The sequence below is a fragment of the Sphingomonas longa genome (assembly GCF_016892685.1).
Classification (GTDB): Bacteria; Pseudomonadota; Alphaproteobacteria; order Sphingomonadales; family Sphingomonadaceae; genus Sphingomonas; species Sphingomonas longa.
This window is the reverse complement of record NZ_JAFEMC010000001.1, coordinates 241,149-267,007: the sequence shown is the minus strand read 5'-3', so window position 1 is coordinate 267,007 and position 25,859 is coordinate 241,149. Positions and strand designations below refer to the sequence as shown.

Sequence of the window (25,859 nt, the reverse complement as noted above, 5' to 3'; positions counted from 1 at the left end):
CGGGTGACCGGCGCCCCTTTCTACATCCAGGGAAAGCGCGACTGTTTGCGATCGATGATCCTGCTGTTCGGCAGTGCCTTGATCCGCTTCGTCAGCCAGCGTCGGCTGCGACTCATCTCGATGCCGATCAAGTCGCCGGCAGGCAGCATGGCATCCACGAGTCTGTCGAGCACCCCGACTCCCGTGTAACCGTGGGCGGCTGTAAAAACGAAGACGGTCTGCGGCTTGGAGGTGTGAGTCAGGTCACGCACGGCGACGTGAAGCGCGGCCACTCCCTCCACGTCTGCGACCAGTGCCGAAACCCGCTCGCGAAGGGCTTCGTCCGCCGCGCGCAGGCGGGCGGTTTCGTCGATGGCATTGGCCTCGGCGGTCGCCAGCGCTTCGGCCGCCTCGGCCTGTGCCAGTAACGGCAGATAGGCTTCCGCGTCCCGCCCTTGAGCGCGGCGGAAGTCGATGATCCGGCGATAGGCGTGGGGTAACAGCTCCGGCTCGGCGTGTCCCGCCTCCAGTAAAATTGCTGTGCCCGCCTCGTCATCGAGATCAAGCAGCATGTCGCCGTAGCGGAACCGCGCATCCTGCGCGTCCGGGTGGTGGCGGAGCACGATCGCATAGGCGCGCGCCGCCGGTTCCGCGCCGTCCAGCCGCTCGGTCAGCCAGGCATGCCGATACAGCGCCTCCCGCTCGGTCTCACCCACCGTGATCCGCTCCGCCAGCGCCGCCTGTTCTGCGCGTTCCTCCTGCCGTTCGCGATAGTCGTGCTTCCACACATCGTCCGCCCAATCATGCCACTCCGCATCGAACTGCGTCGTCGCGAGAGGCAGCGCCGGCCCCAGCAGCGTCACGGCCGGCGTGGCGAGAGGGGGCGGCAAGGTTGCGCTGCGACCCAGTGCGTGAAGGCGTTGCGCCAGCGTCGGGTGCGTGTCGTCGAGATCGGCCTCGGCCCGCAACTCGCGGTCCAGCACGTCCCGATCGGCATCATCCTCCATCTGGAATACGCTGGCCGCTGTGTCGTGGGGAGACGCGAGAGGATCGTCCCGTTCGACCGATTGGCTCCAGATCGCGGACCACGCGCTGCCATAGCGGACGGACTGAACGGTGATCCTGATAAGCGCGTTGGCAATGGTCTCCGCGCTCGTCGCTCGCGCCGCGACCGCGTCGGCCTCATACTCCTGCTGCCGCGCCAGCACGAAGCTGTAGGATGCGAACCACGGCCCATACCACCTGAAGAACCGGCGGAGCAGACCCGATACGATTCCGTCGGGCATCCGTTCCGCGATCTGCGCCCAGCGCCGGCGGATGCGATAGACGAAGCCCGACGAGTGACCATGCTTCCCGACGAAATGGCCGAACTCGTGCGCAATGACCCCGGCGACCTCATCAGAGGTCAATGCCTGCAATAAGGGAAGACCAAGATAGAGGGTGTTTCGCGCGCCGACGATGACGAACCGCGCTTCCTGCGTGATCGCGGCGTTCATCTGATCGGTCAGCCGGATCGCGTGGATCGGCGGTCCGCCGGTTGCACACCTGACCCGATCGACCATCGCGAACAGGTCCGGGGACTCGCTTGCGGAGAGCGCGATGCCGTCCGGCGCCACACGCGGAACCCACAAGGCGCGAACCAACCCGAAGGCCAGCGCTCCGAAGACGAAGGCGAATTTCAATGCGACGGCGGCACCCTTGCCGGTGGTCACGATCAGGATGACCATCAACACCGTCAGTCCGACCAGAAGCGCGAGCAGGGTGGTCAAGACCACATAGGCGACAAGACCCGCCGCCACGACACGCCGTCGATAGCCGTCGCCGTCGCGCGCCGCGAACTGCTCGAGCCGCGCGATCATCGGTCCGTGACGCGGATCGAGCGCGATCGTTTGTCCCCAGCCCTGTTGAGGCGGCTCCCCCACCGAGATCGTCTTCATCGTCGCCCCCCGGTGCGGACCATGCCGCGGGCAAGGATCGTCGATCAAGCCCGCGCCTTGGTCTTCCCGTGCCACGCCGGCACGAAAAAGGCCGCCCGGATTGCTCCGGGCGGCCTGTTCCTAGGCTAGAAGGGCGTCGGGCGATCAGCCCTGCGCCTGCTCCCCGTCCGCACGTGCGTCGTCGGACTGGACCTCGGCGGTCGCGCCCGGCTCGGCGTTCGGATCGTAATCCTCGGTGAAGCCGGCCTCGTCACGCTCGAACATCGATGCCATGACATCGACGCCCTGCGCCTGCATCTCGGCCTCTTCGGGCGAGCGCGCGACGTTGACCTTGACGGCCACCGACACTTCCGGGTGCAGCGCGACCTTGACCTCGTACACGCCGATCGACTTGATCGGCTTGTCGAGGACGATCTGGTTCTTGGCGACCTTGTGGCCGTCGGCTTCCAGAGCCTCGATCAGATCGCGAACCGCGACCGAGCCGTACAGCTGACCGGTGTTCGATGCCTGACGGATCAGGGTGACCGATGCGTCCTTGAACGAACCGGCGTCCTTCTCGGCGTCCGAACGACGCGAAGCGTTGTCGGCCTCGATGCGCGCGCGGTTGGCCTCGAAAACCTTCTTGTTCGACTCGTTGGCGCGCAGCGCCTTCTTGCGCGGCAGCAGGAAGTTGCGGGCGAACCCGTCCTTCACCTTCACCACGTCGCCGATGGCGCCGAGCTTCTCGACGCGCTCAAGCAGAATAACGTCCATATCCCGGACTCCTTACTTCACGACGTAGGGCAGGAGGCCCAGATGACGCGCACGCTTGATCGCCTGGGCGAGCTCGCGCTGCTTCTTGGCGCTCACCGAGGTGATGCGCGACGGCACGATCTTGCCACGCTCGGACACGAAGCCCTGCAGCAGACGGACGTCCTTATAGTCGATCCGCGGTGCGTCCTTGGCGGAGAAGGGGCAGCTCTTGCGACGACGGAAAAACGGGCGAGCCATTATGCGGCCTCCTCTTCACGGTCACGACGGGGCGCACGATCACCACGATCGCCACCACGGTCCGGGCGATCGCCGCGCGGGCCGCCGTCACGGCCACCCTCACGGTCGCCACGACGCTCACGGTCGCGCTCCTGCTTGCGCATCATCGCCGACGGGCCTTCCTCCAGCTCGTCCACGCGGACGGTCATGAATCGGATCACGTCTTCGTTGATCTGGGTCTGACGCTCCAGCTCGGCGACCACGCCCGCGGGCGCGTCGATCTCGAGCATGACGTAATGCGCCTTGCGGTTCTTGGCGATCTTGTACGCCAGCGAACGGAGACCCCAGGTCTCGGTCTTCACGACCTTGCCCTGATTGTCCTGCACGATCTTGGTGGCGGCTTCCGCCAGCGCGTCCACCTGCGCCTGTGCCAGATCCTGGCGCGCAAGGAACACGTGCTCGTATAGAGCCATGTCTTACCTTCATGTTGGCCGATCGCTGACGCCGCCCCGTGCGGTCGCCCCTCCGGCTGTCTTCATACGGAAAGGGTGGGAAGCCACGCTCCCCACCCGATCTGTTCGCGTCCTTATACCAACGCGGTCGAAAGGCAAGCCTTACCGCACCGCACCGGCGATCACCGCGGCGATGACGCCGCTGGCGACGGCGACCAGCACCGCATCGTTGCCCGACTGATAGTAACGATAGCCGCGGGGCGGGGCGCGCAGGCCGCGATACTGGCGGTAATCGATCTGGCGATAGTTGCGGGCATAGCGGCGGTCGAACCGCTCGCCCTTGCGCCAGTTGCGATACTGGTTCGCCCGCAGCCCACGCTGCTGACCATAGTCCCGACCATATTGCTCGCGGACGACGGTACGCTTCGTCACGGTGCGGCGGCCATTGTCGCGCTCGCTGACGACCACCGTCTCGCGACGCTGCTGGGCCGGAGCCGCTTCGGCGGCACTGGCCATCACGGGGCCGGTGGCGATCGTCGCGGCGAGGGCGGCGAGGAGGAATGTCTTCATGATCTGTCTCCCGATGAATGCGGCGCCGTGTCTCTCGGCGTCCAAAGTGAAATGGGCCCCGATTGTCGCAGACCTAGCGACGCGGAGGCGCGAAATGGTCGCGATCTGTCGCAGGTGCGTCGGCATCGTTCAGGTTGCCTCCCCCCGCGCCGGGCCGTAATGGCGCGCGCTTCACGGACATCAGGAGAGGCCGATGCGCGCGTTCATCTTTCCCGGACAGGGCAGCCAGGCGGTCGGCATGGGCAAGGCGCTGAACGACGCCAGCCCCGCGGCCCGCGCGGTGTTTCAGGAGGTCGACGAGGCGCTGGGCCAGCATCTGTTCCGGCTGATGAGCGACGGTCCTGCCGACGACCTGACGCTGACGGAGAACGCCCAGCCCGCGATCATGGCGAATGCCTTGGCGACTCTGGCGGTGCTGGAGCGGGAGGCGGGCGTCAGCCTGTCCGACAAGGCGGACTATGTCGCGGGCCATTCCCTCGGAGAATACAGCGCACTGGCGGCGGCGAAGGCGTTCGACCTGCCGACGACGGCACGCCTGCTGAAGCTGCGCGGCCGCGCGATGCAGGCGGCGGTGCCGGTGGGCGAGGGGGCGATGGCGGCCCTGCTCGGCGCCGACCTCGACAAGGCACGCACGATCGCCGGCGCGGCGGTCGATGCGATCCTGGCGGAGGGCGGTGAGGAGCTGGTCTGCACCGTCGCGAACGACAACGATCCGTCGCAGGTGGTGATCTCCGGGCATCGTACCGCCGTCGAGCGCGCGGTGGCGCTGGCGAAGGAACTGGGCGCGAAGCGCGCGGTGCTGCTGCCCGTATCCGCCCCGTTCCATTGCCCGCTGATGCAGCCCGCCGCCGACGCGATGGACGCCGCGCTGGCGGAGGCGAAGATCTCCGCGCCGTTGGTCCCTGTCTTCGCCAACGTCGATGCGGTCGCGATCGCCGACCCCGGCGCGATCCGCGTTGCGCTCGTCCAGCAGGTGACGGGCGTGGTCCGCTGGCGCGAATCGGTGCTGGCGATGGCCGAGGCGGGCGTGACGCAGTTCGTCGAGTTCGGTGGCAAGGTCCTGACCCCGATGGTCAAGCGCATCGCCCCCGACGTCGACGCGATCAGCGTCGTGACGATGGACGATGTCGAGCAATTGCTGAAGAAGCTGTGATCACTCGTCGGACTGCAAGCTAAGCTGGAGAAGCACATGTTCGATCTCACAGGTATGACCGCCCTCGTTACCGGGGCATCCGGCGGGATCGGCTCCGCGATCGCGCGGGGGTTGGCGGCGCAGGGCGCGCGCCTTGCCGTCTCGGGGTCCAACGTCGCCAAGCTGGAGGCGTTTCTGGAGACGCTGGGCGGCGATCACGTCGCGCTGGCGTGCGACCTGTCCGATGCCGCGCAGGTCGATGCGCTGGTGCCGCAGGCGGTGGCGAAGCTCGGGCGGCTCGACATCCTCGTCAACAACGCCGGCGTCACCCGCGACAATCTCGCGATGCGGATGAAGGACGAGGAGTGGGATACCGTCATCCGCGTCAATCTGGAGGCCGCGTTCCGCCTGATCCGTGCGGCGGCCAAGCCGATGATGAAGGCGCGGTTCGGGCGCGTCGTGTCGATCACGTCCGTCGTCGGCCAGACCGGCAATCCGGGGCAGGCGAACTATGCCGCGTCCAAGGCCGGCCTTGTCGGCATGTCCAAGGCGCTGGCGCAGGAGCTGGCCAGCCGCAACATCACCGTCAACTGCGTCGCCCCCGGCTTCATCCGCTCGGCGATGACCGACGGCTTGCCCGAGGCGCAGAAGGCCGCGCTGACGCAGCGCATTCCGGCGGGCGATCTGGGCACCGGTGAGGACATCGCCGCCGCCGTCGTCTATCTCGCCAGCCGCGAGGCCGGCTACGTCACCGGTCAGACCATCCACGTCAACGGCGGCATGGCGATGATCTGAAGCGCTCAGCACCACAGGACGTGCCGGATGCGCGCCAGACATGCTCTTGCCAGCGCATCCCCTGCGTTCTACGTGCGTTCAGGAAACTACAACACTCTACGAAACGAAGAGGGACTACCATGAGCGAGACCGCCGACCGCGTGAAGAAGATCGTCGTCGAGCATCTCGGCGTCGAGGCCGACAAGGTGACCGAGGACGCGAGCTTCATCGACGATCTGGGCGCAGACAGCCTCGACATCGTCGAGCTGGTGATGGCCTTCGAGGAAGAGTTCGGGGTCGAGATCCCCGACGACGCCGCCGAGAAGATCACGACCGTCAAGGACGCGATCACGTACATCGACGAGCACAAGTCGTAAGATACTGACAGACCCGGCCCATAGGGCAGGGGTTCCGAACGGCTTCCCGTCCCCGCGTAGAGGGCGGGAGGCCGTTTTGGTATGAACGGAATGGAGTAAGAGCATGCGGCGTGTCGTCGTGACCGGATTGGGCCTCGTGACGCCGCTCGGCGCGGACGTCGAGACGGCCTGGGCGAACATATTGGCGGGCAAGTCGGGCGCCGGCCCGATCACGCGCTTCGACGCGTCCGACCAGGTGTGTCGCATCGCCTGCGAAGTGAAGCGCCCGGACCACGAATATGGCTTCGATCCCGGCAAGCGCGTCGACCACAAGGTCCAGCGCCAGGTCGATCCCTTCATCGTCTACGGAATCGACGCCGCCGGACAGGCCCTGGAGGATGCCGGCCTGACCGAGATGACGGTCGAGGAAAGCTGGCGCGCGGGCTGTTCGATCGGGTCGGGCATCGGCGGGCTGCCAGGGATCGAGAGCGAGTCGCTGGTACTGCACGAGAAGGGCCCGCGCCGCGTATCGCCGCACTTCGTTCACGGCCGCCTTATCAACCTCATCTCCGGGCAGGTTTCGATCAAATACGGCCTGCGCGGGCCGAACCACGCGGTCGTCACGGCCTGCTCGACCGGCGCGCACGCGATCGGCGACGCCGCGCGAATGATCGCGATGGACGATGCCGACGTGATGCTGGCGGGCGGTGCGGAGAGCACGGTCTGCCCGCTCGGCATCGCCGGGTTCGCACAGGCTCGCGCACTGTCGACGGCGTTCAACGACCAGCCCGAAAAGGCGTCGCGTCCCTACGATAAGGACCGCGACGGCTTCGTGATGGGCGAGGGCGCCGGCATCGTCTGCCTCGAAGAGTATGAGCACGCCAAGGCGCGCGGTGCGAAGATCTATGCCGAGGTGATCGGTTACGGCCTGTCGGGCGACGCCTATCATGTCACCGCGCCGCATCCGGAGGGCGACGGCGCGTTCCGGTCGATGCAGATGGCGCTGAAGAAGGCCGGTCTGGAGCCCAAGGACATCGATTATATCAACGCGCACGGCACCTCGACGCCGATGGGCGACGAGCTGGAACTGGGCGCGGTGCGGCGGCTGTTCGGCGATGCCATGCAGACGGTATCGATGTCGTCGACCAAGTCGGCGATCGGGCATCTGCTCGGCGGCGCTGGCGCGGTCGAGTCGATCTTCTGCATCCTCGCGATGCGCGATCAGATCGTGCCGCCGACGCTCAACCTCGACAATCCCAGCGACAGCTGCGTCGGCGTCGATCTCGTGCCGCATGTCGCCAAGAAGCGCTCGGTGAAGGCGGTGTTGAACAACTCGTTCGGCTTCGGCGGCACCAACGCGTCGCTGGTGATGCGCGCGATCTGATCCGATGCGCAAACTCGGCTGCCTCGTCCTGCTGATCGCAGCCATTGTCGTCGGCGCCCTTGTCGCGACGAATATGTGGGCGGGGGCGGGGCCGTCCGACAAGCCGCTCGCGGTCGTGGTGCCGGAGGGGGCGAGCCTCGCCCGCGCCGCGACCGAACTGGAGAAGGCCGGCGCAATCCGCTCCGCCTCGCGGTTCCGGCTGTTCGCGCGGGTATTCGGCGGCGGGGGGTCGATCAAGGCGGGCGAGTATGCGATCCCGGCAGGTGCGAGCCAGTCGGACATCCTGACGCTGCTGGAGGAGGGCAAGGTCCGCCAGCGCCTCGTCGCGGTGCCGGAGGGATATCCGTCGGTGCTGGTGCATGACGCCGTCGCCCGTGCCGACGGGCTCACCGGGGACGTCGCCGTGCCACGCGAGGGTTCGGTGCTGCCCGACAGCTACGCCTATCAACGCGGCGATACGCGCGCGGCGGTGGTGGCGCGCATGCAGAAGGCGATGCGCGATTACCTCGCCACGGCATGGGCGAAGCGCAAGCCCGGCATCGCCGTCACGACGCCCGAACAGGCGATCATCCTTGCCTCGATCGTCGAGAAGGAAACCGGCAAGCCCGCCGAACGCCGCACCGTCGCGGCGGTTTACGGCAACCGCCTGCGCATCGGCATGCCGCTTCAGGCCGATCCGACCGTGATCTACCCGATCACCAAGGGGCGCCCGCTCGGCCGGCGCATCCGCGTGTCGGAACTGCGGGCGAAGAACGGCTACAACACCTATGCCAGCGCCGGCCTGCCGGCCGGCCCGATCGCCAATCCGGGTCGTGCCTCGATCGACGCAGTCCTCGATCCCGCACCGAGCCGGGCGCTGTACTTCGTCGCGGACGGCACCGGGGGGCATGTCTTCGCCGACACGCTGCCGCAGCATAATGCCAACGTGCAGAAATGGTACGCGATCAGGCGGTCGCGCGGGGAGATGTAAGGCGAACGCTAGCTCGCTTCCATTTCGGGAGATGCCGGGAGAGGTTTTCGCTGCACGCGCGTAGCTGGTGGAGAAACCCTCCCCGCCCGCGAGCGGGAGGGGAGCGAGAAGGAGTTATCCCCGCAACGCCGCCGCCGAACGCGCCTTCGCCTCGACCTCGGCCATCGTGCCGCCGGTCACCCAGCTCCCCCCCACGCACTCGACTGGCCCGAACGCCAGCCAGTCGCGCGCGCTCGCCTCGGTCACGCCACCGGTTGGGCAGAACCGGCACTGGTTGAACGGCGCGGCAAGCGCCTTCAGCGCCTTCAGGCCGCCGCTCGTCTCCGCGGGAAAGAACTTGAACTCGGTCAGGCCCATGTCCAACCCGCGCATGATGTCGCCCGCCGTCGCGATGCCGGGCAGGAACGGCACGCCGGAGCGGACGATCACGTCGCCGAGCCGCTCGGACAAACCGGGCGACACGATGAACTCCGCACCGACCCCCATCACCTGTTCGAACTGGTCGGTGTTGACGACGGTCCCCGCCCCGACGATCGCGCCCTCCACCTTCTTCATCTCCACGATCGCATCGATCGCGGCGGGGGTACGCATCGTCACTTCCAGCACGCGCAGGCCGCCGGCGACCAGCGCTTCCGCCAGCGGGCGGGCGATCGCGGCATCGTCGATCACCAGTACAGGGATGACGGCGCTGGTGCGCATGATGTCGAGAATGGTCACTGGCTATGCTCCTGCGCGAAGGCGGCCGCGGCACCGAACAGGCCGGGCTGGGGATGGGTGATGAGCTTGACGGGCATTCCGGCCATCATCGACTGGAACCGACCCTTGGCGACGAAGCGCTGGTCGAAGCCGGACCGTAGCAGCTTGTCCTTGATCCGCAGGCCGAGCCCGCCCGCGATGACCACCGAATTCGCACCCTGCGCCAGCGCCAGGTCGCCCGCGACCGCGCCGAGCGCGAGGCAGAACCGGTCGAGCGCGGCGAGGGCGATCGAGTCGGTCCCGTCCAGCGCCTCCGCCCAGATCGTCTTGTCGTCCCGGCTCGGCACCGCGCGTCCTTCGAGTTCGGCCAGCGTCTCGTAGATCGCCACGATGCCCGGCCCTGCGACGATTCGCTCGCACGAGACGCGTGTGAAGGTCCTGCGCAGCCGCTTCGTGATGGCATCCTCGATCGTGTCGAGCGGCGCGTAGTCGATGTGTCCGCCCTCGGTCGGCAGGACGTGATAACGGCTGTCGGTCTTCAGCACCTGCGCGACGCCGAGCCCGGTGCCTGGTCCACACACGGTGGTCACGCCCTTTTTCGGCAAGGATATGTCCGGGCCGCACAGGTGGACGAAATCATCGTCCGACAGCTGCGCTACGGCATGGCCGACCGCCGCGAAGTCGTTGACCACGGTCCATTTGTCGACGTTCAGCCGCTCGTGAATCAACGACGGTCGGATCACCCAGGGATTGTTGGTCAGGCGAATGACGTCGCCGGTGATCGGCCCCGCGATGGAGATGCCGGCAAAGCGGGGCAGGGGTTTGCCGTGCTGCGCCTCATACGCCTGCCACGCGGTTTGCAGCGACGCGTGTTCCGCCGTCTTCTGCGTCACCACATCCCCCAGGCTGACGACGCGGCCGTCCTCGACCTCCGCGATCGCGAACCGCGCGTGCGTACCGCCGAGGTCGACTGCCACCATCTCCATGCCGTCACTCTCCTGTTATTACGGCTTATTGTCTTCAGGCCGTTCGGCCGCTCAGAGCCCCGCGCCGGCCAGAACCGCCGACGCACCCTTTTCCGCCTCGTCTGCCTGCGCGCGGAACATCCCGAACAGCTCGCGGCCGAAGCCCGTCGCGGGCGGTGGTGCGGCGTCGAGCGTCCGCGCCTCCCACTCGGCCGCGTCGACCAGCGCCGTCAGCATGCCCGACACCGCATCGACCCGGATCATGTCGCCGTTGCGGATGCGGCCGATCGCGCCACCGCCCAGCGCTTCGGGCGAACAATGGATCGCGCACGGCACCTTGCCGCTCGCCCCCGACATGCGGCCATCGGTCACCAGCGCGACCTTGAAGCCGCGGTTCTGGAGCACGCCGAGGGGCGGCGTCAGCTTGTGCAGTTCGGGCATCCCGTTCGCGCGCGGACCCTGAAAACGAACGACGACCACGACATCCTGTTCCAGCTCGCCACGCTGGAACGCCGCGATCACGTCCAGCTGGTCGTCGAACACGCGGGCGGGTGCCTCGATCACCCAGCGCTCGCGGTCGACCGCCGACACCTTGATGCAGGCACGGCCGATATTCCCCGCGAGAATGCGCATGCCGCCATCGGCGGAGAAGGGTTGCGCGACCGGTCGCAGGATCGTCTCGTCGCCGCTCGCACCGGGATCGGTCCATGTCAGCGCATCGCCATCCATACCCGGCTTCGCACCGTAAGCGGACAGGCTTTCACCCGACACCGTCATGATGTCGTCGTGCAGATATCCAGCGCCGATCAGCTCGCGGATCACGAAGGGCATCCCGCCCGCCGCCTCGAAGGCATTCACGTCGGCGGAGCCATTGGGATAGACGCGCGCGATCAGCGGCACCGCCGCCGACAGCCGGTCGAAATCCTCCCAGTCGATCACGATCCCCGCCGCGCGAGCGATGGCGGGGATGTGCATCAGGTGGTTCGTCGAGCCGCCGGTCGCCAGCAAACCAACCGCGGCGTTGACGATCGATCGCTCGTCGACGCACCAGCCGAGCGGGCGATACTCGTCGCCGCGCTGGCCGATAGCCGCCAGCCGGTGGACCGCCGCGCGCGTCAGTTCCTGGCGCAGCTTGGTGCCGGGATTGACGAACGCGGCACCCGGCATGTGCAGGCCCATCACTTCCATCATCATCTGGTTGGTGTTGGCGGTGCCGTAGAAGGTGCAGGTACCCTTGCCGTGATAGGCCTGGATCTCCGCGTCCAGCAGTTCCTCGCGGCTGGCGTCCCCGACCGCGAAGCGCTCGCGCACCGCCGCCTTGGCCTTGTTCGGCAGGCCGGTAGGCATCGGCCCGCCGGGGATCAGGATCGTCGGCAGATGCCCGAAGCGCAGGGCGCCCATCAACAGGCCGGGCACGATCTTGTCGCAGATACCAAGCAGCGCCGCACCCTCGAACGTGCCGTGGCTCAGCGCCACCGCCGTCGACAGCGCGATCGTGTCGCGGCTGAACAGCGACAGTTCCATGCCGGCATAGCCCTGCGTCACGCCGTCGCACATCGCCGGCGTCGCGCCCGCGACCTGCGCCGTCGCGCCGACCTCGCGCGCCCAGACCTTCATCTGTTCGGGGTAGCGATAATAGACCGCATGTGCCGACAGCATGTCGTTGTACGCGGTGACGAGGCCGATGTTCATGCCGCGATCGGCCTTCATCGCCTCGCGGTCTTCGTCGGTCCCCGCATAGGCATGCGCCAGGTTCGCGCAGCCCAGATTGGGCCGGCGTACCGCGTTCTCGCGTTCGCGATCGATCAGGTCGAGATAGGTGCGCCGCCCCGGCTGCGACCGCTCGACGATCCGCTGCGTGACGGCGGCGACCGCGGCGTGGATCATCCTACTTGCTCCAGTGCCAATTCACTTGCTCCAGTGGACGTCGATCGGGAGTTCGACATCGGCGAGCACGCGGCCGATCGGGTAGGGGGATGACGGACCCTGCTCGATCGCCTGTTCCAGCACCTTGCGCTTGGCGTCGCCGGTGATCGCGATCATCAGCGCCTTGGACGACGCGATCGCCGACTTGGACAGCGTGACGCGCGCGACGGGGGCTTCGGGCGGCAGCGGGTCGGGCATGACACCCAGCGCGCGGCGCTCCTTGGGCCCATTCATCGCCTCGTCGAAATCGCCGCCGGGGAAGATCGACGCGGTGTGGCCGTCGCCCCCCATGCCCAGCATGCAGAAGTCGAGCGGCCAGTGCAAATCCTGCATCAGCGCGTCGGCGGAGCGGCCCGCCGCCTTATAATCCTTCATCGCCTCGGGCACGATCGGCATCACCCGCGCACCCTTCGGCAGGAAGATCTTGGCGAGCGCGGTGACGTTCGACAGCGGATCGCCCAGCTTCACCACCCGCTCGTCGGTCGGGATGATCGTGACCTTCTTCCAGTCCAGCTTGGCCTGCGCCAGCTTTTCATAGGCCGGGAAGGGCGTCTTACCGCCCGCCAGCGCGATCACCGCGGACCCGCGGGCGTCCAGCGCACTCTCGATCACGAACTGCACGTCGCCGGCGATGGCATCGGCCAACTCGCTCGCGTCCTCGTAATCCCACCACTCGATCTCGGTCATCAGGCTCTCCGTCGCGCCCTGCGGCGCCAGTCGAGCGACCGTTAGACGGATGGGGCGAAAGGGGGAACCCGCATACGTATGGATGGTGCCGTGGCGCGGCGACGCTACCTGTCGAGCCTGCCGACCGGCTGCTGCCGGCAGTCGCCGATGCGATTGCCCTTGATCGACCAGCGCCGCCCTTCCGGTCTTCCGCTGGAGGCTGGGTCGGGCGTTATGGGTTCGCGGCGGGAGGCGAAGTCCATCTTCAGAAGCGTGGCACCGTATCGCCCTGTCACTGTGAGGACGTCGCGAGCGGGTGTGACGGTAGGGAAGCCGGAGGGCTGCGATGCCGTCATGGTGCCGCCGGTGCAGGTCTGATCGGCCTTCAGTTTGGCGTTGCCGAGCCGGATCGTGAGAGGACGGCAATTCATCGTTCCCGACGATTCCATCCGTCCCTGACCGATGAGCAATCGCAATAGCGGCTCGACATCGGTGTCGGGCAGGCAGAAGCGCCACGTCCGGTTCGACCCGGTGGCCTGCATCTTGTCCAAATTCGTGTCGATGGCGCCGAAATAATAGGATCGCGAAAGATCGAGTTGCCATTCGCCCCCCTGCATCCGGCGGACGTCCTTGGGCGCCTCGACGATAATCTCGTCCGGCTGCTGCTGGGCCTGCTGACCAGCGACGGCGCTCGCCAAGCTGCCGGCAATCCCCAGCACGGACAGAGATACGATCCGAACGATGAATGACATGCGCCTGCTACTCTCCAAGCACGGGAGGCTAGCAGCGTTGCGACGCGAAACAAGTGTTCACCAGCGGTAGCGATGCGATCGGTTCCGCCGACCGATCGGCTCAGTCGTCCTGCCAGGTCACGCCATCGCGTTCGGTCAGTGCGATGGCCGCGCTCGGCCCCCAGCTGCCCGACGCATACGCCTTCGGCTTCATACCATTGGCGGTCCACCCGGCGCGGATCGCATCGACCCAGGTCCATTGTGCCTCCACCTCGTCGCGGCGCACGAACAGCGTCTGGTCACCCTCGATCAGGTCGAGCAGCAGGCGTTCGTAGGCGATCCGGCGGCGCGTACCCGCGAACTCGGAATCCAGCGACAGATTCAGCGGCACCTCGCGCAGGCGGATACCCTCGCGATCGAGGCCGGGCTCCTTCGCCATCACGAGCAACTGCACATACTCTTCGGGCTGGAGCCGGATGATGAGCATATTGGGCTGCAACAGCCCGCCGCGATTGCCGAACATCGAGTGCGGCACCGGCTTGAACTGGATCGCGATCTCCGACCGGCGCGCGGCCATGCGCTTGCCGGTGCGCAGGTAGAAGGGCACGCCCTGCCACCGCCAGTTGTCGACATGCGCCTTGATCGCGACGAACGTCTCCGTCGTCGACGGCTTGCCGAGTTCGTCGGTGTAGCTGTGGACGATCTCGCCCTTCACCGCGCCCTCGCCATATTGGCCGGTGACGGTGCAGTTCGGTGCCTCCTCCGGCGTCATCAGGCGCAGGCTGCGGAACACCTTCGCCTTTTCGTCGCGAATGGCGGTGCCGTCGAACCGGGCAGGGGGCTCCATCGCGATCAGCGCGACGAGTTGCAGGATATGGTTCTGCACCATGTCGCGCAGCGCGCCCGCGGTTTCGTAGTAGCCGGCACGTTCCTCCAGCCCCACCGTCTCGGCGATCGTAATCTGCACGTTGTCGATGCCCTGCGCATTCCACACCGGCTCGAAGAACGAATTGCCGAAACGCAGCGCGAGGATGTTCTGCACCGTCTCCTTGCCCAAATAATGGTCGATACGGAACGTGCGCTCTTCCGGAAAGCCGACCGCGACCGCATCGTTGATCTCGCGGCTCGACGCGAGGTCGTAACCGAGCGGCTTTTCCAGCCCGATCCGCACCGTCTCACCCGCAAGCCCGACCGATTCCAGCCCGGTGATCGCCGCCTCGAACAACGAAGGCGCGGTCGAGAGGTAGATGGCGAGGCCACCCGACACGTCGCCGACCTTCTCCGCCAGCGGACCGAAGCTGGAATGATCCGACAGGTCGATCGCCTGATAGAACAGGCGTTCGAGGAAGCCGCCGACCGCGGCCTCGTCCTTGCGATCCTCGGGCAGGAACTCGTCCAGCGCCTTCTTCGCGAAGTCGCGGTACGCCTCGTCGGTATAGGCCGACCGCGCCGACCCGGTGATCGTCAGCCCGTCCGGCAACAGACCGTCCGCGTGCAGCCCGTAGAGCGACGGCAGCAGCATGCGCTGCGCCAGATCGCCGGTGGCACCGAACAGCAGCAGCTTGGCGACGGGGTTGCGCGTCATGGCGTACCTTTCAGGAGACGAGGCCGGCGAGGGGGTCGAGCCCCGCCATGATATTGAGGTTCTGGACCGCGGCACCGCCGGCACCTTTGCCCAGGTTGTCGAGCGTCGCGATCAGGCGCACCTGTCCGGTGGCGTCGTTGCCGCGCACGCGCAGGGTCAACCGGTCGGTGCCGGCATGCTCCTCGATCGCGATGCCGCTCAGCCCGTCATCGGCGACGCGGACCAGCGGTTGTCCGGCATAGGCGCGCGCCAGCACGTCGCGCACAGCAGCGACGGTCGGGCGGTTCGGCATGGCGGCGAGGTTGAGCGGCACCTCCACCACCATCCCCTGACGCAGCGCCGCGACGGCAGGCGCGAACAGCGGTGCATGTGAAAGCCCGGAATGTACCGTCATCTCCGGCACATGCTTGTGCGCCAGATCGAGTGCATAGGCGCGGAACGACGGCGGGCTCACCTGATCCTCATATTCGGCGATCATCGCCTTGCCGCCGCCGGAATAGCCGGACACCGCGTTGACCGTCACCGGCCAGTCCGCCGGCAATAACCCGGTACGGACCAGCGGCCGCACCAGCGCAAGGAAGCCGGTCGGATAGCAGCCCGGATTGGACACCCGCCTGGCGGCAGCAATGTGATCCGCACCGTCGGGCTCAAGCTCGGGAAAACCATAGGTCCAGCCGGGCGCGACCCGGTGAGCGGAGGATGCGTCGATCACGCGGGGGCGATCGCTCGCGATCAGCGCCACCGCTTCCTTGGCCGCCTCGTCCGGCAGGCACAGGATCACGAAATCGGCATCGTTCAACGCCTCGGCGCGCGCCGACGGGTCCTTGCGCCGCGCCTCGTCCAGCGTGACCACCGACAGGTCGGTCCGTCCCGCCAGTCGATCGCGGATATCGAGCCCCGTCGTGCCCGCCGCGCCGTCGATGAAGACGCTCGTCACGCGAGCGCCGCGACGGGCAGATAGCCGACCAGGCCGCGACCGGGGGCAACGCCCCACGCCGTATCGCCGATCACGTCGAGCAATTCGAACGCATCGCCTGCACCCAACTCGGCCAGAACTTCCGAATCACCTTTGCGGTCGAGGCGCAGGAGCGACACCGTCGACAGCCGCCGCTCGACGGGCGCTGCATAATGCGGCGCGAATACGCGATCTGCCAATCGGACGTCGGCAAGATCGGGCCGCACCGCATGCGTTCGTGGATCGAGCACGACCGACCTCCCGGCCAACGCGAAAATGTTACGCGACGGCCCCGACGAGCCGCTTGGATGCGCCGGAGCGGGGGGCGGGGGGCTGTCCTTCGCCGATGAATTGCCCGAACTCTTCAAGAAACTCTGCCCCCTCGGAAGTACGCGCGACGAAGATATTGCGCTTGTCGCTGTCGTCGCGTTGGCGGCGGAGATAGCCGAGCGTACCCAGCCTGTTCAAGGCGCGCGTCACGACCGGCTTCGAGACGTTCAGCGCCCGCGCCAGTCCGCGCACCGTATGCGGCCCCGGTTTTAGGTACACGAGCAGCAGCAGCGCCATCTGCCGATTGGTCAGATCGGGTTCACCCGAACGGACATAATCGACCAGGGCGGTCATCCAGGTAGCCAAAGCGTGGGGATCGGATGCTGGCACAGGGGTCTTCCGCTAATCCACCCGGTCGACGGCGCACCGATCGGGCTTCGTTTCGTTGTCATAACGCCGCGGTAACCGGCAGGTTTCCTCGCTTGCCGCGGGATTCGGGGGTGAGGCAGGGATTCGGGGCGTTTATGTTGATAGACGGGGAAGGGTCGCCTATGTGCCGCCCTTCACTGGCTGTCCGGGTTCTCCATGTTCGTCTTCCTCCTCGTCATCCACGCCATCATCGCTGCGGCGCTCGTCACGGTGATTCTGATGCAGCGGTCGGAGGGTGGCGGCCTCGGTATGGGCGGCAGCCCGTCGGGCCTGATGTCCGCGCGCGGTGCGGCCGATTTCCTGACGCGGGCGACCTCCGTGCTGGCCACGGTGTTCGTCGTGTTCTCGATCGTGCTCGCCGGCTATTCCGCGACGCGCCGGGTGACGACGATCGATACCTCGCTGGCCCGTCGTCCAACTGCGCCGGCACCGCAGAACAATGCGGTGCCGAACACCCCGGCCAAGGGTCAGGTGACGACCGGTGCCGGCGCGCCCGTCGCGGTCGGTCCGGGCAGCCCGGCGGACAACGCCTCGGTCCCGCTCGCCAACTAACACTTCATCGCAAATCGTCGGACCGGTGCCCGCGCACGTTCGCGGGCGCTTGTCGCGCGTGCCCCATCCAAGCTAGGCGTTCTGTCCCATGACGCGGTACATCTTCATCACCGGCGGCGTGGTCTCGTCGCTCGGCAAGGGCCTCATGGCGGCCTCCCTCGCGGCGTTGCTTCAGGCGCGCGGCTACAATGTCCGGATCCGGAAGTTCGACCCGTATCTGAACGTCGATCCGGGCACGATGAGCCCGTATCAGCACGGCGAAGTATACGTCACCGACGATGGCGCGGAGACCGACCTCGATCTCGGCCATTACGAGCGGTTCACCGGCGTCGCCGCGCACCAGTCGGACAATGTCACGTCGGGTCGCATCTATCAGCAGATCATCGCGCGCGAGCGGCGCGGCGATTATCTCGGCGCCACCGTGCAGGTGGTCCCGCACGTCACCGACGCGATCAAGGCGTTTGCGCAGGCTGACGTCGAGGGCCTCGACTTCGTGCTGTGCGAGATCGGCGGCACGGTCGGCGACATCGAGTCGCTGCCCTTCATCGAGGCGATCCGCCAGCTCAAGAACGAACTGGGTCGTGGTCGCTCGATCAGCGTTCACGTCACCCTGGTGCCGTACATCGCCGCCGCGGGCGAACTGAAGACCAAGCCGACGCAGCATTCGGTGCGCGAGATCGCCGCGCTGGGCGTCGCGCCGGACGTGCTCGTCTGCCGCTGCGAACACCCGCTGCCCGAGTCGGACCGCGCCAAAATCGCGCTGTTCTGCAACGTGCCCGCGAGTGCGGTCATCCCCGCACTCGACGCCAAGAGCATCTACGCGGTGCCGCTCCAATACCACGCCGAAGGGCTCGATTCGGAGGTGCTGAAGGCGTTCGGCATCGAACCCGGTGCGCCGCCCGAATTGTCCCGCTGGACCGAGATCGTCGATCGCCTGACCAACCCAGAGGGCGAGGTGACGGTCGGCGTCGTCGGCAAATATGTCGGCCTTCAGGACGCCTACAAGTCGCTCAACGAGGCGTTGGTCCACGGCGGCATCGCCAACAAGGTGAAGGTCAACGTCCGCTGGATCGACGCGGAGCTGTTCGAGGGCCCCGACGGCGACATCGCCGCGCATCTGGAACCCTGCCACGCCATCCTGGTACCGGGCGCATTCGGGGAGCGCGGCGCGGAGGGCAAGATCGCCAGCGTCCGCTTCGCGCGTGAACGCAACGTGCCCTATTTCGGAATCTGCTTCGGGATGCAGATGGCCTGTATTGAGGGTGCGCGCGACCTCGCCGGCATCGCAGACGCCTCGTCTACCGAGTTCGGGCCCACGGACGAGCCGGTCGTCGGCCTCATCACCGAATGGATGGGCCGCGCCGGTCTCGAAAAGCGCGAGGAGCAGGGCGACCTCGGCGGCACGATGCGGCTGGGCTCGTACGACGCCACGCTCGCGGGCAACAGCGTCGTCGCGTCGATCTATGGCGGCACTGCCATCCAGGAACGCCACCGCCATCGCTACGAAGTGAACACCCACTATCGGGACGCGCTGGAAGAAGGCGGACTGGTGTTCAGCGGCATGTCGCCCGATGGAACATTGCCGGAGATCGTCGAGCGGCCGGATCATCCGTGGTTCGTCGGCGTCCAGTTCCACCCGGAACTCAAATCCAAACCCTTCGACCCGCATCCCCTGTTCGCCAGCTTCATCGAAGCCGCGGTAAAGCAGAGCCGGCTGGTCTGATCCTAAAACGAAGGCGCCCGGACCTTTCGGCCCGGACGCCCCGCGACGCCTGGAAAAGGGAGAAACAGGCGCCGAGCTTGTTACGCGGCCTGTGCCTCGTCGTGAGCGGCGGTGTCGCTCGCCTCGACGGCGGCCAGCGGTGCGCCCGTCTTGATCGCGATGCTCTTCGGCTTCATCGCCTCCGGAACCTCGCGGACGAGGTCGATGACAAGCAGGCCGTCGTTCAGCCGCGCATCCTCCACGAACACGAAGTCCGCGAGTTCGAAGCGGCGCTCGAACGAGCGGGTCGCGATACCGACATGGACGAAGTTGGCGTTCGGTTTGTCGTCCTTCTTCCCCGCGACGAGCAGCATGTTCTGCTGTGCGGTGATCTCGATCTCGTCGCGACCGAAGCCAGCCACCGCCAGCGTGATGCGGTAACGGTCGTCGGCGATCCGTTCGAGGTTGAAGGGCGGGTAGTTCTCGGCCGCCGCGCCGCGCGCGTTGGTTTCGAGAAGGTCGAACAGCCGGTCGAAGCCGATGGTCGAACGGCGATAGGGGGTCAGGTCGAGTCGCATATCAAATCCTCCGATGAGCGAGTTGAAGTCGAGGCATCCGCCGTGGCGCGATGCCCGGTACGGCCCGTCAGCGGCACCGCACGGAACAGGATTTGGTGTGTTGAAAGCCCCCTTCAAGAGCCTGTCGAACCTGATTTTTCGTGCCCACGAAGCTGAACTTCGCCGGGGCCAAGGCGAAGCTTCGTTGAACATCCAGTAAATTGGTGGAGTTTGCGGTCAGGTTCATGGGAGATACCGATGTCGTTGACGCTTGCCCTGCTGCTCGCCGGCCAGATTGCTGCGCCGCCCGCCGGGCAGGAGCCTGCGCCTGTCAGCCCCGGCGTTCAGGCGACCGCGCCTGACGATACACCGGCCGAAGGCGAAGTCGGCCGCACCGGCCCCGCCGTCGCCAGCCCCGGCGGCGACATCGTCGTGACGGCACGCCGCCGTGCCGAGACGGTGCAGAGCGTGCCGATCGCCATTTCCGTCATCGGCGGCACCGCGATCGCCGAGACGGGCGCGTACAATGTCAGCCGCATCACGCAGCTTCAGCCGACGCTGCAATTCTATTCTACGAACCCGCGCAACTCCGCCGCCAACATCCGCGGCCTCGGCGCGCCGTTCGGATTGACCAACGACGGCATCGAACAGGGCGTCGGCATCTATGTCGATCAGGTCTATTACAGCCGCATCGCCTCGGCGACGTTCGACTTTACCGATACCGAGCGGATCGAGATCCTGCGCGGGCCGCAGGGGACGTTGTACGGCAAGAACACCACCGCCGGTGCGATCAACATCACCACGCGTCCGCCCAGCTTCACGCCGGAGGCGCGCGCGGAAGTCACCGGCGGCAATCTCGATTTCTTCCAGGGCAAGGCGTCGATCAGCGGGCCGTTGGTCGCGGATCGCATCGCCGCGCGCCTGTCCGCCTCGGTCACCACCCGCCGCGGGACGATCTACAACGTCCGCACCGACGAGTATCTGAATAGCCAGGACAATATTGGCCTGCGCGGTCAGATGCTGTTTCGCGCAACGCCCGACCTCGATCTGACGCTCTACGCCGACTACAACCGCCAGAACCCGAATTGCTGCGTCCAATATTACGCCCGCACCGGCGCGACGCAGCGACCGACGATCCGCCAGTATGCCGCGCTCGCGGCAGCGCAGGGCTATGTCGTGCCCTCGACCAACGCGTTCGACCGCGTCACGGACGTCGACACCGACCTGCGCGCGAAGCAGGAACTCGGCGGCCTGTCGCTGGTCGCCAACTGGGACCTTGGCGCCTCGACGCTGACCTCGGTGACGGCATGGCGGTTCTGGCACTGGGACCCTTCGAACGACCGCGATTTCATCGGCCTGCCGATCACCACGGTCTCCGCCAATCCGTCGCAACAGAGCCAGTTCAGCCAGGAGCTGCGGATCGGCTCCAACGGCACCAACGCGGTCGATTACACGCTCGGCGCGTTCTATTTCTACCAGACGATCGATACGCAGGGGCTGCAGGTGCAAGGCCCGGCGGCCAGCGCCTTCCTGCTCAACCCCACCAGCGCCGGCGGCCGCGATCCCGCGACCCTCAACGGGCTGACCTCGCGCAACACGATCGGCTTCACCAACACCTCGGCGGCGTTGTTCGGGAAGCTGACCTGGCATGCCGGCGAGGCGTTCTCGATTTCCCCGGGCCTGCGCGTCAATTACGACAAGAAGGACGGGTCCTACGTCTCGGTCGTCACGAACGGCGCGGGCAGCACGACGCTGACCAACGACCAGCGCGGTGTGCTCGCGCCGCAAACCTATGAGCCCTCGTTCGACAATTGGAATGTGTCGGGCGACATCACCGCCGCCTACACCGTCACACCCGATATCCACGCCTACGCGACCTATGCGCGCAGCTACAAATCGGGTGGCATCAATCTGTCCGGCCTGCCGCTGGACGGGAACAACAACCCGATCCTCGCCGCGGCCACCGTCGAGCCGGAAAAGGTCAACCATTTCGAATTGGGCCTGAAGACGCAGTTCGCCGATCGCCGCGCGACGGTGAACCTTGCGGCGTTCTGGACCGAGATCGACGATTATCAGGCGACGGTGACGAACGGACAGCTCGGCGTGCTGCGCGGCTATCTGGCGAATGCTGGCAAGGTCCGGACGCGCGGCATCGAGTTCGACAGCGCCTTCCGCCCCACCTCGCGCTTCAACGTCTACGTCAACGGCGCGTGGACCGACGCCAAATACGTGAAGTTCGTCGACGCGCCGTGCCCGCCCGAACTATCCGGCGGCACGACGGCTACGGCAAGCAACCCGGCAACCCCGGCCGGCACGGGCACGGTCAGCCCCGCCGCCTGCGACATCTCCGGGCAGCGTCTGCCCGGCGTATCGAAATGGGCGTTCTCCTACGGCGCGGAATACGACTTGCCGGCGCGCTTCGCGGGCCTCGATGGTCAGTTCTATCTGGGATATGACGGCAGCTACCGCTCGCGCTTCTCGTCCAATCCGTCACGGTCGCTGTACACCGACATCAACGGCTATGCGCTCAGCAACTTCCGATTGGGCTTCAAGGCGAAGGACAGCTGGAACGTGTTCGGGTGGCTGCGCAACGCCTTCGATCGCAACTATTACGAGGTGCTCGCGCTGCAATCCGGCAGCACCGGCCTCGTCGTCGGCCAGCCCGGCGATCCGCGGACTTACGGCTTGACCGTATCGCGGAGTTTCTGAGCGGATGTAGCTTGGCGAGATTCACGCAGGTCAGGTTTCAGTGTCGTGCCGGGCCAGTCCCGGCATCCACGGTGCCGCATGCGCGTCTTTCGGTTGGCTCGCTGATAGGCGAATCCCGGGGCGGGCCGGCATGACGAAACAGGTGAACTGAATCCCCCACGCGTCCGTAACCCACCGTTCAGCTTCGCCCGAATACACATGGATCATACCGACGGGGTGCCGCAGTCTGGAAGCTCCCGCATCCTGGTCGGTGTCGCGCCGGTACGGGTATCGCCGGTGGGGCGGGAAGATGGGGGAGAACGGCAAACGCCCGGATCGTTGCCGACCCGGGCGCCTGCGTGACGATCGCTCGTCAGCCCCCATTTTCCCGCTCTCGCCCAGCCTGTTGGCGGCGTAAGAGCATTCCCCGAACCACGGCCGTTGCCTGTGTCTCAGCGAGGTCAGTGCTAGGTGGCCTCCCTTACTTTGTCACCTGCCTTGCGACTCCCGCGACACGATTGATCGCTACGTGTGGATTCGACGCAACAGACCCGTTCAGGTTGCTTGGCGGCGGCGGCGTGCTACAGCCTCCGGCGACATGATCCTATCCAGCTACGAACGGATGATCGCCCGCCGCTATCTGCTGCCGGGACGAGGCGAGCGGTTCATCGTGCTCGTCGCCGGTTTCAGCCTCGGCGCGGTGATGCTCGGCGTCGCCGCCCTCGTCATCGTCATGAGCGTGATGAACGGCTTTCGCGCCGAACTCTTCGACAAGATCGTCGGGCTGAACGGCCACGCGGTGGTGCAGGGCTACGGCAACCGCCTCGCCGACTGGCGTCAGATCGCCGCACAGGCGAAAGCGACACCCGGCGTCGTCTCCGCCATTCCGCTGATCGAGCAGCCGCTGTTCGCCAGTTCGAACGGACGAGCCGAATTCATTCTGTTCCGCGGGATGCGTGTGCAGGACATCCGCAGCAATGCGGGTTTCCGGCGCGGCCTCGTCGCGGGATCGTTCGCGGCGCTGACACCCGGATCGGGGAACGTCGCCATCGGCTCGCGACTGGCGGAATCGCTGGGTGCGACGGTCGGCTCGGACATCTCGATCATCTCGCCGCAGGGTCAGACCACCCCCTTTGGGACCGTGCCGCGCAGCGTCAGCTACCGTGTCGCCGCGATCTTCGAGATCGGCGTCTATGACTACGACAAGGCGTATGTCGTGATGCCGATCGAGGACGCCCAGACCTTTCTGATGCTCGGTGACACCGTTGGAATGGTCGAGCTCACTACGACCAATGCAGACAAGGTCGGCGAAATCCTCGCACCGTTGAAGGACAAGTTGCGCGGCGGTGCCGTCATCGCCGACTGGCGCACGCTCAACGCGCAGTTGTTCGAGGCGCTGGCGGTCGAGCGCGTCGCAATGTTCGTCGTGCTGTGCATCATCATCCTCGTCGCCGCGTTCAACATCGCTTCCTCGCTCATCATGCTGGTGCGATCCAAGACGCGCGATATCGCCATCCTGCGCACGATGGGCGCGACGCGGGGCGCGATGCTGCGCATCTTCATCTCGGTGGGCACCACGATCGGTGTGCTGGGGACGCTGGCGGGGCTGATCCTAGGCGCGATCTTCCTGTTCTTCCGTCAGGGCGTCATCAACTTCGTGCAGTTGGTGACCGGCCAGAACCTGTGGGACCCATCGATCCGCTACCTGACCGATTTGCCGTCGAAATCCGATCCGGTGGAGATCACGTTGATCGTCGTCATGGCGCTGATTCTGACCTTCCTCGCCACGCTCTATCCGTCGTTCAAGGCGGCGAACACAGACCCGGTCGAGGTGCTGCGCTATGAATGATGCGGTCCTCCAGACCTCCGGTCTCGCGCGCAGCTTCACGCAGGGTGGGGAGACGATCCACGTCCTGCGCGGCGTCGACCTCGCGGTGCAGCCCGGCGAGATCGTCGCGCTGCTCGGCGCGTCCGGTTCGGGCAAGTCCACCCTGCTACAGGCAGTCGGCCTGTTGGAAGGCGGGTTCGAAGGTTCGATCCGCATCGCGGGCGAGGAAGCCGCGACGCTCGATGCCGCCGGCCGCACCGTCGTGCGCCGCGACCGGCTCGGCTTCGTCTACCAGTTCCACCATTTGCTGCCGGATTTCGACGCGACCGAGAATGTCGTCCTGCCGCAACTGATCCACGGCGCCACCCGCGATGCCGCGCTGACACGAGCCCGCGACCTGCTCACCGTGCTCGGCCTCGGCCACCGGCTGACACACCGCCCGAGCCAGCTATCCGGCGGCGAGCAGCAGCGCGTGGCCGTCGCCCGCGCGCTCGCCAATCGGCCGGCGCTGGTGCTGGCGGACGAGCCGACCGGCAACCTCGACGAACATACCGCCGACATCGTGCTTGCCGAATTCCTGCGGCTGGTCCGCGGCGAGGGGTCGGCGGCGCTGGTCGCAACCCACAACGAGCGGCTGGCGCTGAAGATGGACCGGGTCGTCCGCCTCAACGAAGGCCGGCTGCGGTGAGCCTCTGGCGGCAGGTGCCGACGCTCGCCGGCCGCCATGTCACGCTTCGTCCGCTGGTCCGAGAGGATGAGGGTGCGCTCGTCGCCGCCGCTTGCGAGGGCGGATTGTGGGACATCTTCTACGCCAACGTGTCGATGATGAAGACCCCGGACCGCTGGTTCGCCGCCGCACTCACGGAACAGGATTACGGCCGCGCGCTGGTGTTCGCGGTGGAAGACGCCGGCGGCACCGTCGTCGGCTCGACGCGCCTGATGCGGCTCGCGGAAAAGCACCGGCGGCTGGAAATCGGCGGCACCTTCTACGCGAAGTCTTCGCAGCGCACCGGCATCAACACCGAGGCGAAGCTCATGCTGCTGACCCACGCGTTCGAAGCGATGGACTGCCAGTGCGTGCAGATCCGGACCGACCAGCTCAATACCCGCAGCCAGGTCGCGATCGAGCGGCTCGGCGCGCACCGCGACGGCGTGCTGCGCGGGCATCAGGTCATGGCGGACGGGCGGCTGCGCGACACGGTCGTCTATTCGATCCTCGACCGCGAGTGGCCGGGCGTGAAGGCCAATTTGCGTTACCTGCTCGCGCGGCACGATGCCCGTCCTGATGGAGCCATCCCATGATCCACGACCATGTCGTTCACGCCGCGGATGGCGCATCGGTGCCGCTGTCGGATTATGCGGGCAAGGTGCTGCTGATCGTCAACACCGCCTCCAAATGCGGGTTCACGCCGCAGTATGAGGGACTGGAAGAGCTGCACCGCGCCTATGCCGACCGTGGACTGGCGGTGCTGGCCTTCCCCTGCAACCAGTTCGGCGCGCAGGAGCCGGGCGACGCGGCGGAGATCGCGAACTTCTGTTCACTGACCTATGCGGTCGACTTTCCCGTCATGGCCAAGATCGACGTCAATGGCGCCCAGGCCGATCCGCTGTTCGAGGATCTGAAGGCCGCCGCGCCCGGCCTGCTCGGATCGAAGGCGATCAAGTGGAACTTCACCAAGTTCCTCGTCTCACGCGACGGCACCCGCGTCACCCGCTACGCGCCCACGACCAAGCCGGAAGAGCTGACGAAGGACATCGAAGCGCTCCTTTGATCCTCCCAACAGAG

27 protein-coding genes are annotated in these 25,859 nt (G+C 66.6%); 12 read left to right on the top strand and 15 right to left on the bottom strand.

All coding sequences use genetic code 11. The annotated features are described in order from the left end of the window. Window positions 1–20: 20 nt before the first annotated feature. From ILT43_RS01260 to ILT43_RS01240, 5 genes are all read right to left on the bottom strand, one after another. Entirely contained in the window at window positions 21–1,916 is a 1,896-nt protein-coding gene (locus ILT43_RS01260) for a M48 family metallopeptidase (protein WP_204193426.1), read from the bottom strand. Between the two features lie 144 nt (window positions 1,917–2,060). Continuing rightward, window positions 2,061–2,669 carry a 50S ribosomal protein L9 gene (gene rplI, locus ILT43_RS01255; protein WP_204193420.1) on the bottom strand — a complete coding sequence of 203 codons (609 nt, stop codon included), beginning with the start codon at window positions 2,667–2,669 and terminating at the stop codon, window positions 2,061–2,063. Between the two features lie 12 nt (window positions 2,670–2,681). Further along, the gene (rpsR, locus tag ILT43_RS01250) at window positions 2,682–2,906 is read right to left on the bottom strand and encodes a 30S ribosomal protein S18 (protein WP_007403456.1); all 225 of its coding nucleotides are present in this window, start codon (window positions 2,904–2,906) and stop codon (window positions 2,682–2,684) included. After that, window positions 2,906–3,358: a 30S ribosomal protein S6 gene (gene rpsF / locus ILT43_RS01245; protein WP_204193418.1), complete on the bottom strand. Its 453-nt coding sequence runs from the start codon at window positions 3,356–3,358 to the stop codon at window positions 2,906–2,908. Before rpsF ends, rpsR begins: the two co-directional genes overlap by 1 nt. A gap of 141 nt (window positions 3,359–3,499) precedes the next feature. Further along, complete coding sequence (locus ILT43_RS01240) at window positions 3,500–3,910, bottom strand: RcnB family protein (protein WP_425530285.1); 411 nt, start codon at window positions 3,908–3,910, stop codon at window positions 3,500–3,502. A gap of 190 nt (window positions 3,911–4,100) precedes the next feature. On the opposite strand from ILT43_RS01240, the gene fabD reads away from it, so the two are divergent. From fabD to mltG, 5 genes are all read left to right on the top strand, one after another. Beyond that, on the top strand, window positions 4,101–5,060 hold the full coding sequence (fabD, locus tag ILT43_RS01235) for an ACP S-malonyltransferase (RefSeq protein ID WP_204193416.1): 960 nt from the start codon (window positions 4,101–4,103) through the stop codon (window positions 5,058–5,060). 36 nt (window positions 5,061–5,096) lie between these two features. Then, window positions 5,097–5,834 carry a 3-oxoacyl-[acyl-carrier-protein] reductase gene (gene fabG, locus ILT43_RS01230; protein WP_204193410.1) on the top strand — a complete coding sequence of 246 codons (738 nt, stop codon included), beginning with the start codon at window positions 5,097–5,099 and terminating at the stop codon, window positions 5,832–5,834. A 119-nt stretch (window positions 5,835–5,953) separates the two neighbouring features. Further along, window positions 5,954–6,190 (top strand): acyl carrier protein, encoded by a 237-nt coding sequence (locus ILT43_RS01225; RefSeq protein WP_055843503.1) that lies wholly within the window; start codon window positions 5,954–5,956, stop codon window positions 6,188–6,190. Between the two features lie 103 nt (window positions 6,191–6,293). Then, window positions 6,294–7,553 carry a beta-ketoacyl-ACP synthase II gene (gene fabF / locus ILT43_RS01220; protein ID WP_204193408.1) on the top strand — a complete coding sequence of 420 codons (1,260 nt, stop codon included), beginning with the start codon at window positions 6,294–6,296 and terminating at the stop codon, window positions 7,551–7,553. A gap of 4 nt (window positions 7,554–7,557) precedes the next feature. Continuing rightward, on the top strand, window positions 7,558–8,523 hold the full coding sequence (gene mltG, locus ILT43_RS01215) for an endolytic transglycosylase MltG (RefSeq protein WP_204193407.1): 966 nt from the start codon (window positions 7,558–7,560) through the stop codon (window positions 8,521–8,523). Between the two features lie 114 nt (window positions 8,524–8,637). Here the strand turns inward: mltG and eda are convergent, their stop codons facing one another. From eda to ILT43_RS01170, 9 genes are all read right to left on the bottom strand, one after another. Next, window positions 8,638–9,222, bottom strand: coding sequence for a bifunctional 4-hydroxy-2-oxoglutarate aldolase/2-dehydro-3-deoxy-phosphogluconate aldolase (eda, locus tag ILT43_RS01210; protein ID WP_211534372.1), 585 nt, complete (start codon window positions 9,220–9,222; stop codon window positions 8,638–8,640). Between the two features lie 14 nt (window positions 9,223–9,236). Continuing rightward, window positions 9,237–10,205, bottom strand: a complete 969-nt coding sequence (gene glk / locus ILT43_RS01205) for a glucokinase (RefSeq protein WP_204193404.1) — start codon at window positions 10,203–10,205, stop codon at window positions 9,237–9,239. A 51-nt stretch (window positions 10,206–10,256) separates the two neighbouring features. Then, window positions 10,257–12,071 carry a phosphogluconate dehydratase gene (gene edd / locus ILT43_RS01200; RefSeq protein WP_204193403.1) on the bottom strand — a complete coding sequence of 605 codons (1,815 nt, stop codon included), beginning with the start codon at window positions 12,069–12,071 and terminating at the stop codon, window positions 10,257–10,259. Window positions 12,072–12,092: 21 nt separating this feature from the next. After that, entirely contained in the window at window positions 12,093–12,797 is a 705-nt protein-coding gene (gene pgl / locus ILT43_RS01195) for a 6-phosphogluconolactonase (protein WP_204193401.1), read from the bottom strand. 104 nt (window positions 12,798–12,901) lie between these two features. Further along, the gene (locus ILT43_RS01190; protein ID WP_204193399.1) at window positions 12,902–13,495 is read right to left on the bottom strand and encodes a hypothetical protein; all 594 of its coding nucleotides are present in this window, start codon (window positions 13,493–13,495) and stop codon (window positions 12,902–12,904) included. Between the two features lie 133 nt (window positions 13,496–13,628). Next, window positions 13,629–15,092, bottom strand: a complete 1,464-nt coding sequence (zwf, locus tag ILT43_RS01185; RefSeq protein ID WP_204193397.1) for a glucose-6-phosphate dehydrogenase — start codon at window positions 15,090–15,092, stop codon at window positions 13,629–13,631. A gap of 10 nt (window positions 15,093–15,102) precedes the next feature. Beyond that, on the bottom strand, window positions 15,103–16,029 hold the full coding sequence (argC, locus tag ILT43_RS01180) for an N-acetyl-gamma-glutamyl-phosphate reductase (RefSeq protein WP_204193395.1): 927 nt from the start codon (window positions 16,027–16,029) through the stop codon (window positions 15,103–15,105). Further along, window positions 16,026–16,298, bottom strand: a complete 273-nt coding sequence (locus ILT43_RS01175) for a hypothetical protein (protein ID WP_204193394.1) — start codon at window positions 16,296–16,298, stop codon at window positions 16,026–16,028. Before ILT43_RS01175 ends, argC begins: the two co-directional genes overlap by 4 nt. A 28-nt stretch (window positions 16,299–16,326) precedes the next feature. After that, window positions 16,327–16,671: a MarR family transcriptional regulator gene (locus tag ILT43_RS01170; RefSeq protein WP_204193392.1), complete on the bottom strand. Its 345-nt coding sequence runs from the start codon at window positions 16,669–16,671 to the stop codon at window positions 16,327–16,329. Window positions 16,672–16,902: 231 nt separating this feature from the next. Here ILT43_RS01170 and secG point away from each other — a divergent pair, with 231 nt between their 5' ends. Both secG and pyrG read left to right on the top strand, forming a co-directional pair. Beyond that, complete coding sequence (gene secG, locus ILT43_RS01165) at window positions 16,903–17,298, top strand: preprotein translocase subunit SecG (RefSeq protein ID WP_204193390.1); 396 nt, start codon at window positions 16,903–16,905, stop codon at window positions 17,296–17,298. Window positions 17,299–17,386: 88 nt separating this feature from the next. Further along, complete coding sequence (gene pyrG / locus ILT43_RS01160) at window positions 17,387–19,021, top strand: CTP synthase (RefSeq protein ID WP_204193384.1); 1,635 nt, start codon at window positions 17,387–17,389, stop codon at window positions 19,019–19,021. A gap of 80 nt (window positions 19,022–19,101) precedes the next feature. Here pyrG and ILT43_RS01155 read toward each other — a convergent pair whose 3' ends face one another. Beyond that, on the bottom strand, window positions 19,102–19,578 hold the full coding sequence (locus ILT43_RS01155) for an Hsp20 family protein (protein ID WP_204193382.1): 477 nt from the start codon (window positions 19,576–19,578) through the stop codon (window positions 19,102–19,104). Between the two features lie 237 nt (window positions 19,579–19,815). On the opposite strand from ILT43_RS01155, the gene ILT43_RS01150 reads away from it, so the two are divergent. The 5 genes from ILT43_RS01150 to ILT43_RS01130 all read left to right on the top strand — a co-directional run bounded on the left by ILT43_RS01150 (window position 19,816) and on the right by ILT43_RS01130 (window position 25,845). Then, window positions 19,816–22,266: a TonB-dependent receptor gene (locus tag ILT43_RS01150; RefSeq protein WP_204193380.1), complete on the top strand. Its 2,451-nt coding sequence runs from the start codon at window positions 19,816–19,818 to the stop codon at window positions 22,264–22,266. Between the two features lie 577 nt (window positions 22,267–22,843). After that, window positions 22,844–24,094: a lipoprotein-releasing ABC transporter permease subunit gene (locus ILT43_RS01145; protein ID WP_204193378.1), complete on the top strand. Its 1,251-nt coding sequence runs from the start codon at window positions 22,844–22,846 to the stop codon at window positions 24,092–24,094. Further along, on the top strand, window positions 24,087–24,761 hold the full coding sequence (locus tag ILT43_RS01140; RefSeq protein ID WP_204193376.1) for an ABC transporter ATP-binding protein: 675 nt from the start codon (window positions 24,087–24,089) through the stop codon (window positions 24,759–24,761). The genes ILT43_RS01145 and ILT43_RS01140 overlap by 8 nt, the downstream gene beginning before the upstream one ends. Then, window positions 24,758–25,375 (top strand): GNAT family N-acetyltransferase, encoded by a 618-nt coding sequence (locus tag ILT43_RS01135; protein ID WP_204193374.1) that lies wholly within the window; start codon window positions 24,758–24,760, stop codon window positions 25,373–25,375. The genes ILT43_RS01140 and ILT43_RS01135 overlap by 4 nt, the downstream gene beginning before the upstream one ends. Continuing rightward, window positions 25,372–25,845, top strand: coding sequence for a glutathione peroxidase (locus tag ILT43_RS01130; protein ID WP_204193372.1), 474 nt, complete (start codon window positions 25,372–25,374; stop codon window positions 25,843–25,845). The genes ILT43_RS01135 and ILT43_RS01130 overlap by 4 nt, the downstream gene beginning before the upstream one ends. Window positions 25,846–25,859: the final 14 nt, after the last annotated feature.